At 40.0% G+C, this 19,933-nt stretch carries 16 protein-coding genes and 1 pseudogene; 10 read left to right on the plus strand and 7 right to left on the minus strand.

Features of this window, described 5'->3' with window-relative positions:
- Positions 1-66 precede the first annotated feature (66 nt).
- From H5200_RS24430 to H5200_RS01005, 3 genes and pseudogenes are all read left to right on the plus strand, one after another.
- Positions 67-257 (plus strand): annotated as a pseudogene (locus tag H5200_RS24430) (hypothetical protein); the annotation flags it as partial.
- Between the two features lie 220 nt (positions 258-477).
- Positions 478-960 carry a DUF3015 domain-containing protein gene (locus H5200_RS01000; RefSeq protein ID WP_149980008.1) on the plus strand — a complete coding sequence of 161 codons (483 nt, stop codon included), beginning with the start codon at positions 478-480 and terminating at the stop codon, positions 958-960.
- A 76-nt stretch (positions 961-1,036) separates the two neighbouring features.
- Positions 1,037-2,878 (plus strand): DUF4105 domain-containing protein, encoded by a 1,842-nt coding sequence (locus H5200_RS01005; protein WP_182760755.1) that lies wholly within the window; start codon positions 1,037-1,039, stop codon positions 2,876-2,878.
- Here H5200_RS01005 and H5200_RS01010 read toward each other — a convergent pair.
- Positions 2,875-3,699 carry a sterol desaturase family protein gene (locus tag H5200_RS01010; protein ID WP_182717559.1) on the minus strand — a complete coding sequence of 275 codons (825 nt, stop codon included), beginning with the start codon at positions 3,697-3,699 and terminating at the stop codon, positions 2,875-2,877. The genes H5200_RS01005 and H5200_RS01010 overlap by 4 nt on opposite strands.
- On the minus strand, positions 3,696-4,139 hold the full coding sequence (locus H5200_RS01015; protein ID WP_182739526.1) for an SRPBCC family protein: 444 nt from the start codon (positions 4,137-4,139) through the stop codon (positions 3,696-3,698). The genes H5200_RS01010 and H5200_RS01015 overlap by 4 nt, the downstream gene beginning before the upstream one ends.
- Positions 4,140-4,235: 96 nt before the next feature.
- Here H5200_RS01015 and H5200_RS01020 point away from each other — a divergent pair, with 96 nt between their 5' ends.
- Positions 4,236-5,240, plus strand: coding sequence for an AraC family transcriptional regulator (locus H5200_RS01020; RefSeq protein WP_182760756.1), 1,005 nt, complete (start codon positions 4,236-4,238; stop codon positions 5,238-5,240).
- On the opposite strand, the gene H5200_RS01025 is transcribed toward H5200_RS01020, so the two are convergent.
- Positions 5,229-5,636 carry an NUDIX hydrolase gene (locus H5200_RS01025; RefSeq protein ID WP_182717561.1) on the minus strand — a complete coding sequence of 136 codons (408 nt, stop codon included), beginning with the start codon at positions 5,634-5,636 and terminating at the stop codon, positions 5,229-5,231. The genes H5200_RS01020 and H5200_RS01025 overlap by 12 nt on opposite strands.
- A 252-nt stretch (positions 5,637-5,888) precedes the next feature.
- Here H5200_RS01025 and H5200_RS01030 point away from each other — a divergent pair, with 252 nt between their 5' ends.
- Both H5200_RS01030 and H5200_RS01035 read left to right on the plus strand, forming a co-directional pair.
- Positions 5,889-7,778 carry an AMP-binding protein gene (locus H5200_RS01030; RefSeq protein WP_182760757.1) on the plus strand — a complete coding sequence of 630 codons (1,890 nt, stop codon included), beginning with the start codon at positions 5,889-5,891 and terminating at the stop codon, positions 7,776-7,778.
- Positions 7,779-7,897: 119 nt separating this feature from the next.
- Positions 7,898-9,166 (plus strand): mechanosensitive ion channel family protein, encoded by a 1,269-nt coding sequence (locus H5200_RS01035; protein ID WP_182760758.1) that lies wholly within the window; start codon positions 7,898-7,900, stop codon positions 9,164-9,166.
- 3 nt (positions 9,167-9,169) lie between these two features.
- Here the strand turns inward: H5200_RS01035 and H5200_RS01040 are convergent, their stop codons facing one another.
- Positions 9,170-10,054, minus strand: a complete 885-nt coding sequence (locus tag H5200_RS01040) for a LysR family transcriptional regulator (RefSeq protein ID WP_182717564.1) — start codon at positions 10,052-10,054, stop codon at positions 9,170-9,172.
- 110 nt (positions 10,055-10,164) lie between these two features.
- Between H5200_RS01040 and H5200_RS01045 the strand changes: the two genes are divergently transcribed.
- The gene (locus H5200_RS01045; protein ID WP_182760759.1) at positions 10,165-11,307 is read left to right on the plus strand and encodes an alkene reductase; all 1,143 of its coding nucleotides are present in this window, start codon (positions 10,165-10,167) and stop codon (positions 11,305-11,307) included.
- Positions 11,308-11,389: 82 nt separating this feature from the next.
- On the opposite strand, the gene H5200_RS01050 is transcribed toward H5200_RS01045, so the two are convergent.
- Positions 11,390-11,920, minus strand: coding sequence for a hypothetical protein (locus H5200_RS01050; protein WP_145234322.1), 531 nt, complete (start codon positions 11,918-11,920; stop codon positions 11,390-11,392).
- Positions 11,921-12,244: 324 nt separating this feature from the next.
- Between H5200_RS01050 and H5200_RS01055 the strand changes: the two genes are divergently transcribed.
- Both H5200_RS01055 and katG read left to right on the plus strand, forming a co-directional pair.
- On the plus strand, positions 12,245-13,585 hold the full coding sequence (locus H5200_RS01055; protein ID WP_149979997.1) for an L-cystine transporter: 1,341 nt from the start codon (positions 12,245-12,247) through the stop codon (positions 13,583-13,585).
- A 315-nt stretch (positions 13,586-13,900) separates the two neighbouring features.
- A complete protein-coding gene (gene katG / locus H5200_RS01060; protein WP_182760760.1) occupies positions 13,901-16,168 on the plus strand; it encodes a catalase/peroxidase HPI in 2,268 nt (755 codons plus the stop codon).
- A 147-nt stretch (positions 16,169-16,315) separates the two neighbouring features.
- Here katG and H5200_RS01065 read toward each other — a convergent pair whose 3' ends face one another.
- Both H5200_RS01065 and H5200_RS01070 read right to left on the minus strand, forming a co-directional pair.
- Positions 16,316-16,513, minus strand: coding sequence for a CPXCG motif-containing cysteine-rich protein (locus tag H5200_RS01065; protein ID WP_145234329.1), 198 nt, complete (start codon positions 16,511-16,513; stop codon positions 16,316-16,318).
- Between the two features lie 764 nt (positions 16,514-17,277).
- Positions 17,278-18,798, minus strand: a complete 1,521-nt coding sequence (locus tag H5200_RS01070; RefSeq protein ID WP_182717567.1) for an aldehyde dehydrogenase family protein — start codon at positions 18,796-18,798, stop codon at positions 17,278-17,280.
- A 189-nt stretch (positions 18,799-18,987) separates the two neighbouring features.
- On the opposite strand from H5200_RS01070, the gene H5200_RS01075 reads away from it, so the two are divergent.
- On the plus strand, positions 18,988-19,890 hold the full coding sequence (locus H5200_RS01075; RefSeq protein ID WP_182717568.1) for an AraC family transcriptional regulator: 903 nt from the start codon (positions 18,988-18,990) through the stop codon (positions 19,888-19,890).
- Positions 19,891-19,933 lie beyond the last annotated feature (43 nt).

The raw sequence follows: 19,933 nt of genomic DNA on the forward strand, positions 1-19,933 counted from the left end.
ATGATGTGTGTGCTATGCCTAAATCCATCTCCTTGAAGTTCATCGCTTTTGTAAACGCGTACAACATTGGCATTATCTATTGTTGTGTCTGCGGCTTTAACTGGCCTCATTGGTTCATTCCATATCCTGCAGATTATAGAAAACATTCTTATGCATCTATTTATACACGTAGTTTTGCCAGTATGTGTTTCACCGTTTTAATTAGCAACTACTGGAAAATTGCTATTATTTCTGCAACTGGCGCTGCGCTCACAACTGCTAAATAAAAGTATTCTAATAAAGAGTAATCCGTTCGCTCTTTGTCGTTTAATAACTAATATAAATATAAATATAAATATAAAACTATTAATGACCCTAAACCGCCTACGCTATAATAATTTCATATCTAGCCTTGTTATTTTTTACGTATATCTGTTAATATCCTCCGCGAACTTTATTTGCCCTAAATAAAGAATAATCATATACGGATTTATGAACATGAAAAAACTAATCGCAGTAGCAGCTCTATCTTTACTTCCTTTCTCAAATGCAATGGCTGACCAAGATATTGGTTGTGGTCTTGGTTCAATGTTATTTGCTGGTCAGCAAGGTAAAGGCGTGAAAATTTTAGGCGCTACAACTAACGGTACATCAGGTAACCAAACTTTTGGTATCACTTTTGGTACTCTAGGTTGTGATGGTACTGGTACAGTAACCTCTTCAGAAAAAATTGCTTTATTCATCGACGGTAACATGGAGCAACTTGCTCGTGATATGTCAAAAGGTGAAGGCGAAACTTTAGCTACTCTAGCTGAAGCTTGGGGCGTTGCAGATCAAGATAAAGCAGCGTTTAATGCGCTAGCTCAAGCACAGTATTCTTCAGTATTCACTTCTGAAAATGTGACTTCACAAACAGTTTTAGAAAACCTAAACACTGTAATTGCAAGTGATGCAAAACTTGCTTCTTATACTCTTTCTTAATCAGCTAAATTAGCCGGTTTTTATACGTATAAATAAAGCCGCTGGGGTTTATCTCTAGCGGCTTTTATTAGTGATTATGAAAAAAATATTATTTGTTTTACTAATTGCACTGTTCAGTGCTTACTCAAACGCTAAAAGTATTGAAATTAATACATTAGCAACAGATCCATACTGGCTTAAACTGGGTCACTATCGTCCGACGACGCTAGGTGGTTGGAAAAGTGAAGTAGACAGTGTTAAGTTTTTTTTATCCCCTAAAGGAAAGGTAAGCCCAAGGGATGAGCTCAACACCACAATTAACGCATTTAATGGCGATAATAGCCTCCCTCAACAAACACAACAAACTCGGTGCCAATTTCCTGCACGTTACACGTGGCTTAAAACAAAAATAAAAAATAACTGGCCAGAACTTAATTGCCCAGATCTACAAACTTGGCAAAAAATTATAAACCCTAAGGGCGTTACTTTAGTCTTTCCAACTGCATTTATGAATAGTCCATCATCAATGTTTGGCCATACCTTGTTACGTATTGATGCAAAGGATCAAACTCGGCATAAAGAATTACTCGCATTTGCCGTTAATTTTGCAGCAGAGCCAGATGGTTCTGATAATGCTGCAATGTATGCATTAAAAGGCTTAATTGGTAGCTATCCGGGCAAATTTTCACTGATGCCGTATTATAAAAAAGTACGCGAGTATAATGATTTAGAATCTCGTGATATTTGGGAATACAAACTTAATTTATCCGAGGAGCAAGTTAAGCTTATTTTATTACATCTATGGGAGCTACAATTAGCCACTTTTGATTACTTTTTTATAGATGAAAACTGCTCTTATCAGCTGCTCGCATTATTACAACTGGCAAAAAACGATCTCAATTTAACATCCTCATTTGACTTACAAGCCATTCCATCTGATACCGTTGCGGTACTTAGAAATAATAACTTGTTACAAACACCTAATTATCGTCCTGCGTTTGGTACTAAACTGTATCATTATTCTACTCAAATGACTGACGAGCAACTTAATGACGCAAGAGCGCTTATGCAAGGTGGATCACTCAATACCCGAAACTACTCCGAATCACAATTGGTCGCTATATTAGAAATGGCCTATGAGTGGTTAAATTTTGAGTTTTACGATAAAAATTTAAACCGTGAAGAAATTGCCCCACGACTTGCTAAGTTACTCCTCATGCGTAGCAAATATAAAATAGCTTCGCCATTTACCAAACCAAATCGACCTGCAGCCTCTCCAGAGCAAGGTCATGGTTCTTCTAAAATAACGCTAGCAAGAACCCATTATAATCAACAAAGTGATTTAACAAGTTTTGCATATCGCCTCGCATACCATGACTTACTAGACACCTCTGCTGGGTTTATTCCTGGTGCTCAAATTAGCTTTTTTGATATTGAAGGCGCTATAAAAGATAACGGTAACACTCAGCTAGAACATTTTTATCTATTAGATGCAATGTCACTTGCACCCGATAACCGGATTTTTGATAGCTGGTCATGGAACCTTAAAATGGGCTTTGATCGACAGCCAAATAATGACTTTCAACAAGGCCGCTGGTTTACTAAAGGTGGCTATGGAAAATCAATCGGCAACCCAAACACCCTTCATGGCTATTTATTAGCACAAGTTGAGTTTAACAATGGCGATATAACGGATAAGTTAAAAACGGGGTTTGGCACAGAAGCTGGTGTTATTTGGCAAATCAATAATAGTCATAAGCTTGCCCTTACAACAAATATAATGTGGCTTGTCGATGCAGACGTAGATAATCACGCTGATCTAACATTAAAATGGAATTACGCTTTGTCACGAAATTTATCTATACGCACAGAGCTAAAAAACCAGCGATGGTATACAAGCAGTACGTCGGCTAAACTAGCCATTCAATATTACTTTTAATCACTGGGTTTTACGGAGCTTGTTGGGTAACCAAACAGCACGTTTAACTTGGCTTTTAACCCTTTAGCTTGGTAGGTACTTTTAAATAAATACTGCCACTGATGAAAGGTGATTTTGATTGGGTTATTACTGTTTAGTTGGCCAATAATGCCGTATTTACAGGGCTTGTTTTCATCCTCTTCTACATAAGTGCCAAATAATTTATCCCAAATAATTAAAACGCCAGCGAAGTTTTTATCTAAGTAGCCATTATTTATAGCGTGGTGCACCCGATGATGCGATGGGGTATTAAATAATGCTTCAAACCAACCGAGCTTTTTTACCACTTGCGTGTGTACAAAAAATTGATAAGCCAAATTAAGTGCCACCACCGCAAAAACAATTACAGGCTCAAAGCCTATTAATATCATCGGCAACCAAAATAGCCACATTCCCGCCAGCGGATACATTAAACTTTGCCTAAATGCCGTGGTAAAGTTCATTTTAGTAGAACTATGATGCACTACATGAGCGGCCCATAACCAATGAATATGGTGTGATGCACGATGAAACCAATAGTATAAAAAGTCTTGCAGTAAAAAAGCGCCTAATACAGTAAATAGCGTCAATTCAATATCAAATAGCCGAAACTGATACAACCAATAAAAAAACGGCATTAATAATAATAACGCAATGGCATCAGCTCCTTGATGTAATAAAGCAAGTAACGCGTTGGCTAAGCTGTCTTTTATATCGTAGTAACGTCTAAATTTTATAAACTCAACCCCTACAAACAGCAAAAAAATAGGGCTCAGTGCCAATAAAATAATTTCAATGCTCATGGCGTTTGCTCCTTAAAATAGCGGGCTATTTTTTTAAGTGCTTGGCTAACATCTTTTTTTATAAAAAAAGCCAGTATAAAATTGGGTAACCACAAAGGCGCAATGCAACGAATATGGTAGCTGATCTCGGTGAGTGATGGCTGAGCATTATTGGCTTTTAAGTAAATATCACCACGGTGCTGTGCAACGGGTTTATCCCCTAAAATACGGTAACTAATGTGGCTATTATCGGCCGTTATTATTTGCTCTTTAAATGTTGTACCTTGCATTTTTATTTGTCTAATAGTGCCTTTTCCGCCACTTATTTCACCCGAGTCTTGCGGTGTTAACACTTTAAACTGCGCATTAAAAAAGCGCCCCAAATCAGCATGCGCTAATAATAAGGTGCGTAATTGTTCAGGCGTTGCTGCCACACTATGTTTAACGTTTACCTCAATCATTGTGTGCCCCATATTATTTTTATAGATCTCTAGCATATAAAAATATTGCATGGCAAACTTGCGATTAGATGACTATTTTTTAGCTTTAGGCGACAAATGAAAACCTTAGCCGATCATTACTTTTCTAGCTGTTTGGATTATCTTCAAAGCAAAGGATTAGATAGCCAAGAGATACTAACTGCCATTGAGTTTGATGAATATACAAATAAGCAAACACAACAATTAGCACCACGTATTAGCTTAAAAAGCTATAATGCGCTGCTTAGTTATGCACAGCAAATGCTAAACGACTCCTTATTTGGGTTTGAGTTAGGAAAACAAATACGTACCGCTGATTTTGGTGTACTTGGGTATTTAATTGAATCGAGTACTAATCTAGCCAGTGCCATTACTGCATTACTGAGCTACGACAGTTTAGTGGCCAACATAGGGCGTGCTGAGTTTGAACAGCAACAAACACTTTGCAAGGTAACTTGGTTAGCCGACCCACAGTGCAGCCCACAGGCCGTATTACGAAATATGACCGCGTGGGTAAGTGTTATACGCCAACTACTTAATCCTCAGCTTTCGCCTAGTTGCGTTTATTTTACAGCACGTTTTTCAGACAGTGAGCTACAACAATTAGCGCGATGGTTTAATTGCCCAGTAAAAGCTGGCGCTAACTTTAATCAAGTAGAGTTTCCAAGTAGTTACTTAACCCTGCCTTTTAAAACCGATAACTCCCAGATTAACGCTGTGCTTAAGCAAATGTCAGAGCAACGGCTATCCCAGTTTAAAAGTCAGCAATTATTAACAGAAAAAATTAATCATATTTTAATGGCTAAACATGATTTACAAGAGTGTACGTTAATTCGCACCGCAAGCGTGTTAAATATGACCCAAAGAACATTACAACGTCGTTTAAAAAAAGAGCATAAAACCTTTGCAGCCGTACTCGAAGCAGAACGAAAACGACGTTTACCACTTTATATTAATCAATACCCTTTAAGCACAATTGCATTTATGTTGGGTTTTAACGATCAGAGCTCATTCAATCGTGCTTTTAAACGCTGGTATAACATCAACCCACGCGACTATATAAAAAAGCACTCACTGACTTAGTAAATCAGCATCATTTAAAAAATGGCGTAACGATAAAAACAAAGGTGTTGGCAAATCATTCACATCGCACCAACGCCACTGTAAACATTTGTTAGGCTCTTTATTTACAGGCTCGCCACCTTCATACTTTGCCTGCACATATAAAGTAATATAATGCTTGTTCTCGGCGCTAAAAATATCGTTGGTAAAATCGAGTTTACGAATATTAGTAACAGTAAGCCCTGTCTCTTCTGCTACTTCGCGCACTGCACATTGCTCAACCGTTTCACCAAATTCTAAATGCCCCCCAGGGGTTGCCCAGGTATTTGCACCATGTGCGCCTATTCGCTCACCGAGTAAAATTTTATTATCATGCATTACTATCACTGCAACGCCTACTCTGACAACTTGACTCATTATTACCACATTAAATAGTTCATCATTTTTATATGTTACCTCATTTAAACCATCAAACTAGTCGTTAGTTCGTTATAAACCATAGCGTTAGCTAAAAACCACACAACCCGTTCATTATTTAACCGACCATAGTCGAATATCACTCCTGATAAAAAGCGCTTAGTTTTAAGATCTGTTGATCTTTCAAGCTTTAATTTGCAAAGGTCAACAGACCCTAAATAAAGTTATATTAAATTTTGCTCAGGAGCCTTTATGTCAGGTGAATACAAACAACATTACAACGAGTTTAAACAAAACCCGGCAGCGTTTTGGTTATCGCAAAGTAAACGCCTCCCTTGGTACCAGGCTCCCGAAACAGCTTACACACAAGATGAAAACGGTTTATATCACTGGTATGCCGACGGCCAACTTAATAGCTGCTTTTTAGCGGTAGATCAGCATGTTATTGCCGGCCATGGCGATGAAACAGCGTTAATTTATGACTCACCCGTAACCAATACCGCGCGCAGCTACAGCTACTTTGAACTGCAACAAGAAGTCGCTAAATTCGCAGGGTTAATGCAGTCCTTAGGCGTAACAAAAGGCGACCGCGTGGTTATTTATATGCCCATGATCCCCGAGGCCGTAATTGGTATGTTAGCCTGCGCTCGCATCGGCGCTATTCATTCGGTCGTTTTTGGCGGGTTTGCAGCGCATGAATTAGCGGTACGTATTGATGACGCCAAGCCTAAGTTAGTACTCAGTGCTTCTTGCGGTGTGGAAGTGAATACCGTAATTGAATACAAAGAGTTACTTGATAATGCCCTCGAATCAGCCTCTTATAAAGTAGAACATTGTATTATTTATCAGCGTGAGCAAGTAACTGCACCACTTATGCCTGAGCGTGATATTGACTGGGCTGTTGCAATGCAAACAGCTACTGGTGTTGATCCCGTTGCGGTAAATGGCGATCACCCGCTTTATATTTTATACACGTCAGGCACAACGGGTACTCCCAAGGGGGTTGTTCGTGAAAATGGCGGCCATGCCGTGGCCATGCATTACAGCATGGAAACCGTATACGGAATGAAACCTGGTGACGTGTTTTGGGCCGCTTCAGATATTGGTTGGGTTGTAGGCCATTCGTACATAGTGTATGCCCCGCTTATGTACCGCTGCGCCACTATTTTATTTGAAGGTAAACCGGTTAGAACCCCAGATGCCAGTGCATTTTGGCGAGTGGTTGAACAGTATAAAGTAACGGCTTTATTTAGCGCACCGACAGCCTTTAGAGCGATAAAAAAAGAAGACCCCAATGCCGATGGGTTTAAACAATACGATACTTCAAGTCTGAAACGCTTGTTTTTAGCAGGCGAGCGCTTAGATCCCCCCACCTACGATTGGCTCAAAGAAAAAACAGGCCTACCTGTACTTGATCATTGGTGGCAAACCGAAACTGGTTGGGCGATAGCCTGTAATCCTGTCGGCATTGAGCACCTACCTACAAAAGCAGGCAGTTCAACGGTTGCGACTCCTGGGTTTGACGTACGTATTTTAGATATGAATGGCGACCAATGCGCCCCCAATGAACAAGGTGCAGTCGTTATTAAACTGCCTTTACCGCCAGGATGTTTACCTACTATTTGGCAAAATACCGAGCGCTTTAAAGCCGGTTATTTAAGTGAATATGATGGCTATTATCTTTCTGGCGACGGCGGTTATATTGATGATGATGGCTACCTATTTATTATGGGCCGCACCGATGATGTGATTAATGTCGCGGGACATCGTTTATCAACCGGTGAAATGGAAGAAATTGTAGCCGCTCACCCAGCCGTTGCTGAGTGTGCCGTATTTGGTGTTAATGATGCGCTCAAGGGTCAAAACCCCATGGCCATGGTAGTATTAAAAAATGATTTTCATGGCTCGCATAAAGAAGTAGAGCAGCAATTGGTGCAAACCGTGCGTAATCAAATCGGCGCTATTGCGTGTCTTAAAAATATTATGTGTGTAGAGCGCTTACCAAAAACACGCTCAGGTAAAATTTTACGCAAAAACTTACGTCAACTTATTGATGGTGAAGAACTGCAAATTCCATCAACCATTGACGATCCGAGTATTTTTGAGGAGTTAACTCTGCAACTTGCTGAAAATAAAATATAAATATTATTTTTAAAAAGTCTATTTAAGCGCGGCTTAAATAGACTTTTCTCGCCCCATCTGCTTAACTAGATTTCATTAAATAGATGAAACTCACGCAAATAAATCTCTTGGGAATATAAATGACTGAAATACGATCGCAGCTGCGAGAATTTTTATTGCAATGGTTTAGTCTTTATTTTCCTGGGAGTGCGCATTTATGGTACAACATATTAGTACTGTGCTGGGTTGGCTTATTTGCGCTCATATTGCACCTCATCTTAAGGTCAGTTTCAAAACGACTACTTAAAGGCCGCTTTAGTGATAAAGTTGTTCAAACCGATACCCACACGCCTGCCGACTTAGCGCTTAAATTAACACGTAATATTTCCTTTGTTTTACAAGGTGCTGTGGTTGTTATACAAGCAAGGCTCTGGGTTCCCGAAGGAACGGCTTTTTTACATATCATTGAGATGTTTACTGATCAGTGGATCATTTTATTTGCACTGCTCTCGCTGTTCTCTTTGCTCAATATTTTTCAAGCAATATCTGACAGGCAACCCATTGCAGCTCACTTTCCATTACGTGGTTTTTTACAAACAATTAAACTGATCGCCAGCGTATTAACCGGTATTTTAGCGATTTCATTATTAATGAATAAATCCCCGTTAATATTACTCAGTGGTTTAGGTGCGCTATCGGCTGTACTGCTACTGGTGTTTAAAGACGCTATTTTAGGGCTGGTGGCCGGTATTCAGCTTTCAGCAAACAATATGCTTGCGGTTGGTGATTGGTTAGAAATGCCCAAATACGGCGCAGATGGCGATGTGATTGATATAGCCTTGACCACAGTTAAAGTAAGAAATTGGGATAAAACCATTACCACTATCCCAACCTATGCGCTAATTTCTGACTCATTTAAAAACTGGCGCGGTATGTCAGAATCCGGTGGGCGGCGCATAAAACGGAGTATCCATATAGAAATGAGCAGTGTGCGCTTTTTAGATGAGCAAGAGATCACCGCGCTGAAAAAAGCACATTTATTAAGTCACTACCTCGAAATTACCCTACCGGCTATTAACGAGCAAAATACCACGAAAAAAATAGATATGAGCTGTACGTTAAATGGTCGTCGGCTCACTAATGTTGGCACATTTCGTCATTATTTAGTCGCGCTATTAAAACATCACCCACATATTCATCAGGGAATGACACTGATGGTAAGGCAGCTAGAGCCAACTAAAAATGGCTTACCCATTGAGATTTATGCATTTACCAATACAACTAATTGGGGTGAGTATGAAAATATTCAGTCAGATATATTTGACCATATATTAGCGATATTACCCGCCTTTTCGTTACGTGCCCATGAGGCACCAACAGGGAACGATATTCGTCAACTAATTAAATAATCACTAAATCCGTTTTAATTGCGCTATTAACCACTGGTGAATATCGCTGTTATTTGAACGTGGATGCCACGCTGCAATCACCTTAAATGGCGGTGGTAATAATTCAACTTCAAGCTGTTTCACTTTGGCGTTTGGCAGTAAACGCGATGGGTAAAAAGCAATTAAGTCAGTACTGCAAAGCAAATCGGGGACAAATGAAAAGCCAGGCACTGACATAACAATATTGCGCGCATAGCCCTTATCAGCAAACCATTGGTCGTGAGAGCCTCGTAAGTTAGCACGTGACGCTGAAACCACTAATTGAGGGTGTGCGGCCACTTCAGCAAGGCTCAACGTCGATGAAGAAAATACCGTGTTTTTCCCCGCAATACAAATATGTTGTTCTTCAAATAATGTGTCATAGATTAAGTTTGCAGGGATAAATTCAGGAAAACTAATTAATAAATCCAGCTCTCCTGCACTTATTAATTGATTAACATTATCAGAGGCAAAGTCACGAATAATCAGCTTTAATCCTGGCGCTTCGCGTCTTGTTATTTCTAATAATTGTGGCAAAAGAGCTGCTATAGCGTAATCAGTCGCACTTATTGTAAATACGCCCTTGTAGCTACTTGGGATAAATTGTTTAGGTATTAATAACGCTTCTACCTGAGTTAATATTTGATTAACGGGCTTCTCTAGTGCAATTGCCTTAGGTGTTGCAACCATTGTATTGCCTTGGCGAATAAAAAGCCGATCGTCAAATAAGTCACGCAATTTTCGCAGCTGCTCACTAATAGCCTGCTGGGTTAAGCCCATTTTGCGGGCCACATCCGACACATTTTTTAGTTTAAGTAATGCACTCAATATTCGTAATTGTTTTATATCAAGCCGAGATATACCATTCATAATTGTATCTTAAACAAAAAAGCATTGTTTCAAATTGTACCTTTTAATCCCTATGCTCACCAGCATTGTAATTGGCACTAAACAGCATTATTAATTTAAAAGGTATTAAAATGAGTCAACCAAGTAAAAATATCGACAGTCTATTTTCATCAATCAATTTAGGCCCATACACACTTAAAAACCGTATTGTAATGCCGCCACTTACACGTTCACGTAGCACGGTTCCTGGCAATATCCCCAACGAGGTGATGGCCACATATTATGCACAGCGTGCTAGTGCTGGTTTTATGGTTACCGAAGGCACTCAAATTGAACCAAGAGGACAAGGGTATGCCTGGACACCGGGCATTCATTCTAATCAACAAATAGCTGGTTGGAAAAAAGTAACTGATGCAGTACATGCAGAAGGTGGAATTATTTTTGCTCAACTTTGGCATGTTGGCCGCGTTTCACACACCAGCTTACAGCCTAATGAAGCCAAACCTATTGCCCCCTCAGCTCTAATAGCTGATAGCGTTAAAGTCTTTATTGAAACAGGACCGGCTCAAGGCGCTTTAGCCGATCCAAGTGAACCACAAGCTTTAACAACCAATGAAGTAAAAGAGCTTGTTGGCATGTATGCACAAGCTGCCCGTAATGCGCTAGAAGCGGGGTTTGATGGTGTAGAACTGCATTGTGCTAATGGGTATTTAGTAAATCAGTTTATTTCTGAGCACACCAATAAACGAGATGATGAATACGGCGGATCTCTTACTAATCGCCTGCGCTTTTTAAAAGAAATTGTCGCGGCAGTAAGTGACGTAGTAGGCCCTGAGCGCTTAGGGGTTAGATTTGCGCCCTTATTTAGCAGTACTGATGAAACCCGTGTTTATTTAGGGTTAGTAGAATCAGACCCACATCATACCTACATTGAAGCGATTAAAGTACTTGAACAAGCCGGTATTGCTTACCTTTCAATTGCAGAAGCTGATTGGGACAATGCTCCTGATTTACCAGAGCTATTTTATCAAGCAGCTAGAGCTGAATTTTCTGGGCGTATTATTTACGCTGGTAAGTACACTGTTGAAAAAGCGGTGGCGATGTTAGCTAAAGGCTACGGTGATTTATTTGCTTTTGGTCGCCCTTTTATTGCAAACCCTGATTTACCAGCGCGCATAAAAAATCAATGGCCATTAAATGAAGCCGATGCAGCCACTATGTATGGCGGGACTGAGCAAGGTTACAGTGACTATCCTTGCTATAAAAATGATTGATAAAAATAACGGAGTAAGAGGCAGCTTAAGTTAAAAATAAATGACCCAAACATGCAGCCTATGTTTGGGTCATTACAGGGTATTACTGCTTTTTATCTATCACCATTTTTAGTTCATTTAATGCAGCAACCGAAAAACCCCGATCATAAAAGTAAATAATCTTACCGCTACCATCAATTAATACGATGCGGCTATTATTCGGATTTTCATTACCAGTGAACGCTTGTACTGCATCACCGTCTTTATAAATAGTGATCACCCCGCCCCACAGTTCTTTAGGAATGCCTTTTCTCATACCGCTATCAATAAAAGTACTAAACATACGCGGCACCATGCCTTGAATTGTGGGTAACTCATAAGCGGTGACGTTTATGCCACTCATATCCAAGCCAATAAGCCAGCGATCAATATCAAATTGACTATCTTGTTTATACCCAATTAACAGTAATGTCTGTGCGTTGTTAAAGTCTGTAGGGATAGTAAATTGCTGTTGCTCCAAGCTTTCACCACTGATAGTTGGAAACTGTTTACCGACTAAGTTCTGATTTGGGTATTGACTCGAACACCCACTTAAAAAAATAAAAAACATTAAACCAACAACTGATCGCAACATCTCTGTTCTCACTATTAATTAATAAACGATTAGGAAAAATTCTTTTGAATACAAATTTTTGATACGAATAAACACGCTATTAAGATCTAAATAACAACCAAAGAAGTCCATTCATACTGTTTTTTATCATTGCTTAATTTACCATTGATTATTAGCACCTTTAAATAGAAGCTCAACGGTTATATTTGTGTACAATAGTATTTTTTATACTCAAACATTATTAGCACATATCAATTTGTTCTATAGCATATCAAAAGTGTATTTTCGTTACCCGATACAAAACGCTAAAGTGCCGCGCTTATTCACAGCTTTAAAGAGGATGCTATGTCGCTTGCTGTTTTATTAATGCTGGCATTATTTGTCGGTTTGCTGTTTGCGATTTATCTTTTTTCGCAAAAAAGTAAAACCTTATCTCGCACTGTTTTATTTGGCTTAGTTGTTGGTAGTGCTTTTGGTTTAGCCTTACAATTTTTATTTTCCCACTCCCCAGAGTCTATTAATGACGTTTTAAGTTGGGTAAGTGTTGTTGGTAAAGGCTATGTTGGGCTATTAAAAATGATCATCATGCCATTGGTATTGGTGTTTATGATTGCCGCCGTGGTGAAACTAGAAAACCAAGGCTCTTTGGGCAAAATATCGTTCATTAGTATTGCTGTTTTACTCTTTACTACGGCAATTGCAGCCTTAATTGGTATTGCCGTAACCTATGGCTTTAATTTAAGTATTGAAGGCTTAGTTTCGGGAACCCGTGAGGCAGCAAAAATGAGCACGCTAGAGGGTAAAGCAGCCAATGTAGCTGATTTAAGTGTGCCACAAATGCTATTGAGCTTTATTCCAGAAAATCCATTTGCTGATTTAAGTAACCAACGCTCAACCTCTATAATTGCCGTCGTTATTTTTGGTGTCCTTGTAGGGATTGCCGCACGCAAGGTGATGCTTGAACGTAGCGAACTAGCAGATCCAATTCGCAACGGTGTTAACGCCTTACAAGCCATAGTAATGAACTTAGTAAGAATGGTGATAGCGCTAACGCCTTATGGCGTCGCAGGGTTAATGGCAAGCGTTGTGGCAAACTCAAGTAGCAATGATATTGTTAATTTACTGGCGTTTATTGTGGCTTCCTATGTCGCTATATTATTAATGTTTATTGCTCATGGTTTATTACTTAGCCTAGTTGGTGTGAACCCTAAGAGTTACTTTGAAAAAATTTGGCCAGTACTGACCTTTGCATTTAGCTCGCGTAGTTCAGCAGCCTCTATTCCTATGAATGTGGATGTACAAATTAACCAGCTAAAAGTGCCGCCTGCTATCGCTAACTTATCGGCTTCTTTTGGCGCCACTATTGGCCAAAATGGCTGTGCCGGTATTTACCCAGCCATGCTGGCAATGATGGTAGCACCCAGCGTAGGAATTGATCCGCTGACATTCGAATTTATTTTACCGTTAATTGGCATTGTTGTTATAAGCTCTTTTGGTATTGCCGGAGTAGGTGGTGGCGCAACGTTTGCTGCATTGGTTGTATTACCGACCATGGGATTACCGGTTGAGATAGTCGCGTTACTGATCTCAATTGAGCCATTAATAGACATGGCACGCACCGCATTAAACGTATCAGGGTCAATGACCTCAGGTGTTATAACGAGTAAATTAATTAAAGTGCACTAGATTTTTTGTAGTCGCCCAGCTTTGGCTGGGCTTTTTTATCTGTATTACTCCCTCCGCCTTAAGTAAAAACAATCCATTTATCTAATCACTAAAACAAAATCAATCATATTTATAGATTGTAGTAATCGCTTTATTTCGCACACACATTTCAGCCCGTTGCTATATTCTTTTCATTGCTTTGTTATTCAGGCTTGATTAAGCCTCACTTGAGCAAACAAATTTACAACTCAATAATTTTTAAAACGATTGAGATCTCTGTTTAAAGTAGTAATACGCTTTGTATAACGAAATTCGTTAACTTTAAGGAAGCTGACAATGAAAAACCGTTCATTCAATAAAAAAGCGCTTGTTGGATTTATAAGTATGGCACTTATATCTGGCACCGCTGTTAGCCAAGAAAAACCACAAATGTCAAAGCCACAAGGTGCTGTTGGCATGGGTGAAGCTAAAATGGGCGCAACCAGAACAAACCAGTTTTGGTGGCCAGATCAACTTAACCTTTCACCTCTGCGTGATCATGATGAACGCTCAAACCCTTACGGTGCCGACTTTAATTATGCCAAGGCATTTAATAGCCTAGATTTAGACACAGTAAAAAGTGATATTGATGCCCTACTAACACAATCTCAAGATTGGTGGCCGGCGGATTTTGGTAACTATGGGCCATTTTTTATCCGTATGACATGGCACAGCGCAGGTACTTACCGTACGCTTGATGGCCGCGGTGGTGCTGGTGGCGGTCAACAACGTTTTGAACCTCTCAACAGCTGGCCAGACAACGTAAGCCTAGATAAAGCCCGTCGTCTACTTTGGCCTATTAAACAAAAATACGGAGAAGCACTTTCATGGTCAGATTTAATCGTATTAGCCGGTAACGTTGCTCTAGAAAACATGGGGTTTGAAACCTATGGTTTTGCCGGCGGCCGGACTGATGACTGGGAACCAGACATGGTTTACTGGGGCCCTGAAGTAGAAATGCTTGCCAGCGACCGTGAAGATGCCAGCGGCAAATTAGAACGCCCATTGGGTGCAACTCACATGGGTTTAATTTACGTAAATCCTGAAGGCCCTAAAGGGGTTCCTGATCCAATCGGTTCAGCTAAAAATATTCGTGTGGCGTTTTCTCGCATGGCCATGAACGACGAGGAAACTCTTGCACTTATCGCAGGTGGCCACACCTTTGGTAAAATGCATGGTGCGCACAAACCGAAAGATTGTGTGGGTGCAGAGCCCGCAGCAGCAGGCATTGAAGAACAAGGGTTAGGCTGGAAAAACAAATGTGGTAAAGGCCACTCTGAAGATACCGTATCAAGTGGTTTAGAAGGCGCATGGACACAAGCTCCTACTCGCTGGTCATCACTGTACCTTAGCAATCTACTTAACTTTGAGTGGAAACAAACTCGCAGCCCAGCGGGTGCGATCCAATGGATCCCAACCGACGAATCTATGCACAAAACCGTACCTGATGCTCATGTGAAAGGTAAGTTTAATTCACCAGTCATGACGACTGCAGATTTAGCACTTAAATTCGATCCTGAATACCGCAAAATTGCTGAACGCTTTTTAAACGACCCTAAAGAGTATCAACTGGCATTTGCTAAAGCATGGTACAAATTGACTCACCGAGATATGGGGCCACCACGTAACTTCTTAGGTAAAGAAGTTCCTAAAGGAGACTTAATTTGGCAAGATCCTATTTCAGCAGAGACTCAATCAAACATTGATGCTGGCGCAGTAAAAGAGCTTAAAGCCAGTATTTTAGATTCAGGTCTTAGCGTATCAGAGCTAGTACGTGTTGCATGGGCATCTGCAGCAAGCTACCGTCATTCCGATATGCGCGGTGGTGCTAATGGTGCACGCCTTGCACTTGCACCACAAAAAGACTGGGCTGTGAATAATCCAGCTGAAACAGCAAAAGTAATCAAAACCTTAAAAGCGATTCAAACCGACTTTAATGATAGTTTCTTTAGCAAAAGCCAAGTGTCACTGGCCGACCTGATTGTGTTAGCTGGTAATGCAGCGATTGAAAAAGCAGCGAAAGATGCAGGCTACACAGTAGACGTACCGTTTAATGCTGGCCGTGGCGATGCTACGCAAGCTCAAACTGACGTTAATGCATTTAGTTTATTAGAGCTGCCTGCCGATGGCTTTAGAAACTACTTTGATGCTGAACAAAGCTACAAATCGCCAACTGAAATGCTAATAGATAAAGCAGATCAACTTGATCTAACAGTGCCTGAAATGACGGTATTAGTAGGCGGATTACGTTCGCTTGATGCGAACTATAAAGGCACTGACTACGGCGTATTTACTGACAAGCCAGGCACTCTAAATAACGATTTCTTTGTTAATTTATTGGATATGTCTACGGTTTGGAAAAAGTCATCAGATGCGGGGATTTATCAAGGCTTTGATCGTCAATCAGGTGAGCAAAAGTACACAGCCACTTCAGTTGACCTTATCTTTGGTTCAAATTCAGAGCTGCGTGCAGTTGCAGAAGTATATGCCTTTGATACATCAAAGCAAAAGTTTGTAGAAGACTTTGTTGCGGCATGGACTAAAGTAATGAACTTAGACCGTTAATAACCATTAAGTAATGCAACCATAGCGCTGCAATTAATTGCAGCGCTTTTTATGTTGGTTAATCATACTCTTTTATATATTACTGCATTGCTTTGCAGCTAAACATACTGCCCAAACCTTGCTGAGTGTAAGTGCCTATAAAGATAGTCAATAAGCTTCGTCATCACTAAAAACCGTCACTGAAAGCTCTTCATCTATATTTTCAAAAACCAAAAAATTAATAGGCTTACAACAGACTTGGCAGTCCTCAATATATTGTTGATCAACATCTGCCGGATCGAGCAGCACGTCAATATTCTCACCACAATAAGGACATGCTATCGTTTTTTCAGTTAATTGATTCATTGCTATAACCTCACATATTACTTGCTATACCCATTATCATTAGACATATAGTATCAAGGTGCATTTCTTTGTGCAGGCTCTTTGTTGAATTTCTTTGCTGGAGCAATCAGCATACTATATTCACTCATAGTACTGCCGATAACATACTTACACTCAAAGTGTTTTAACAAACAACTTAATTTATTGCTATATTAAACTCATTAAATTTAAGGGTGTTGGGTAAAACGAAAAAGCAACAGGCATAAATATCTTTGCCTAAGATAGTGCATATCTAGCCTCACAAAATTTAGGACATTAAAAGATATTTGCATAAATATATTCAAATTCATCATCTTTTTCATAAAATACGACATCACAAAGGGATCCTTTTGCTCCGCCTCGCTTTTTGCAAACTCAATATTTTTGCGCATATAAGAGCTCAAAATATCTAAATGACTTCAAGGAATTGGGATTTAATTTTTAGCAGCTTAGATTGCACTCCAGCCTCCATAAAAACCTAACGAGCCTGAAGAGTAATTCGTTTTTAATTTATTTTTTATTGATGTATTAACCACAGTCGAATTCCTATTTTGATTCAATCGGTTACTTCTATTTCACGAAAAATATAAAAAGAGGACTTGGTGTTGTTTTAATTGTCATTTTGGAAGGTATTACAGGTGTTTGAGGATATAAAGCGCAGTGCTTTAGAAAAGTAAAAAAGCGCTGCAACAATACAGCGCTTTCATTACTCATAAAAATTATTTGTTTAAGCTTAACCGCTTTATTTAAAAGAAGCCGAGCGGATCTTCGCTGTAGCTTACTAATAAATTTTTAGTTTGTTGGTAATGGTCAAGCGCAAGCTTGTGGGTTTCGCGGCCGATGCCTGATTTTTTAAAACCACCAAACGCAGCGTGTGCAGGATACATATGGTAACAGTTGGTCCATACACGGCCTGCTTCTATTTTGCGGCCAAAGTGATAAGCACGGTTCATGTTGCGGCTCCATACCCCTGCGCCTAGACCAAATTCAGAGCTATTAGCCAGTTCGAGTGCTTCGGCTTCGTCTTTAAAGGTCGACATTGAAATCACCGGGCCAAAAATTTCTTCTTGGAATACCCGCATATCGTTAGTGCCTTTTAACAGCGTTGGCTGAATGTAATAACCGCCATTTAGCTCATCTGTTAGTTGCTCTACATTGCCGCCAGTAAGTACTTGTGCGCCTTCTTTTTTGCCAATTTCAATATAGCTGAGAATCTTATCAAACTGTGCTTTAGACGCTTGTGCGCCTACCATGGTTTCACTATCAAGCGGGTTACCGCGTTTAATTTTTAATGTGCGCTCTAAAATACGCTCAATAAACTGCTCGTAAATATCTTCTTGAATAAATAGTCGCGATGGGCAAGTACACACTTCACCTTGGTTAAAGTACGCAAGTACTGCGCCTTCAATGGCTTTACTTAGGAAGGAATCGTCTTTTTCCATTACATCGTTAAAGAAAATATTCGGTGATTTACCACCGAGCTCAACCGTTGATGGAATAATGTTATCAGCGGCACATTTTAAAATGTGTGAGCCAACAGGAGTTGAGCCGGTAAAAGCAATTTTAGCTATACGCGTGCTGGTTGCCAGCGCTTCGCCCGCTTCTTTACCGTAGCCATTTACTACATTAAGCACGCCTGCAGGCAATAAATCACCAATAATTTCCATCAACACTAAAATAGATACTGGTGTTTGTTCAGCCGGTTTGAGTATCACACAGTTACCTGCGGCAAGCGCTGGTGCGAGTTTCCATGCGGCCATTAGAATTGGGAAGTTCCACGGAATGATTTGTCCAACAACGCCCAGTGGCTCATGAAAATGATACGCGACTGTGGTTTCGTCTATCTCGCCAATACTGCCCTCTTGGGCGCGAATACAACCGGCAAAATAACGAAAATGATCTGCCGCCAGTGGGATATCTGCCGCCAATGTTTCGCGAATGGCTTTACCGTTATCCCACGTTTCGGCAACTGCAAGAAGCTCAAGGTTTTGCTCTATCCGATCAGCTATTTTTAATAATATATTACTACGAGCCGTTACTGAAGTTGTACCCCAAGCAGCTTTTGCAGCGTGGGCTTTATCAAGGGCAAGTTCAATATCCGCTTTATCAGAGCGTGGTACTTTACAAAATACTTTACCATTAACGGGGCTAATATTATCAAAGTACTGACCATTTACAGGCTCGACCCACTGTCCGCCAATGTAATTACCGTACTGGGATTTAAAGTTAATAAGTGCGCCGTCGCTGCCAGGATTTGCATAGATCATTGTGTGTGTCCTTTATTCAAAATGTTGCTTTTTAAATTTAATCAAATTGACTAAGTTTGACGGGAGATTGTTGTTTATTTATCCGTCACCTGTTGACATTAGCTTATAAGAAGCATAAAAACTTGATTAGCTGTCCAAAAAACATGTCTGTGCGTCCAAACTCTGTTGGTCGTGTTTAAAGGAAATAAAATGAATACCACGTTATTGACTGAAAAACTGACTAAAAAGCGCCAAGCGGTTGATGTACTGATCGAAAATAAAATTACTTTTGCCTCAGACAACGCCGAGCTGAGCATTTACGACACCTACCAAGACGCACAAAAAGTAGCACTGCATTCCAGCGAACTGCTGTTTTGCGGCATGATCAGCGGTAAAAAAGTGATGCACGTTGCTGACAGTAACTACCATGAAGAATTTTTACCCCAGCAATCATTTGTATTAGCACCCGAACAAGGGGTTTTAATCGACTTCCCAGAAGCATCAATGAAGCAACCTACCACCTGTTTGGCTATCGAAATTAGCCGCGATAAAATCAGCCAAGTAGCTGACGCGCTAAATATGCAGCAGCAAATAAGCAGCGATGATTTTTTTCATTACATTCCAAAGCTGGTGCATACCCAACACAATCAACAAACCCAACAATTACTTGAACGGATGATTGGGTTATTTAGCGAAAACGAGCAAGATCGTCATTATTTAATTGATCTATCAGTAAATGAGTTAATCACTCGATTATTACAACAACAAAGCCGCGATTTAATGCTCGCCAATTGCCAACAAACTATTGCATGCCCATTAACCGATGCCCTACATTTTATTAAAGAACATCTTAATCAAACTTTAGATATCGATACTTTATGTAAAATAGCCTGCATGAGCCGTAGTAAATTTTACCAGCAATTCAAACTCGCCTTTGGGCAAACTCCGGCCATGTGGCAACAACAGCTAAGATTAAAGAAATCTCGCCAACTTCTACAATCAGGACAACAAATAAGCCAAGTTTGCTACGATCTTGGCTTTACCAATCCCAGTCATTTTAGCCGTTTGTTTAAGCAAAAATTTGGTGTTTCACCTAAACAATGCAAGCATTAATATTCATCTATTAAGAATTTTTAACTAAATTAAAAGTTTTTAT

Origin of the sequence: Pseudoalteromonas sp. SG43-7, assembly GCF_014164295.1 — a bacterium.
In the GTDB taxonomy this organism is placed as follows: Bacteria; Pseudomonadota; Gammaproteobacteria; order Enterobacterales; family Alteromonadaceae; genus Pseudoalteromonas; species Pseudoalteromonas rhizosphaerae.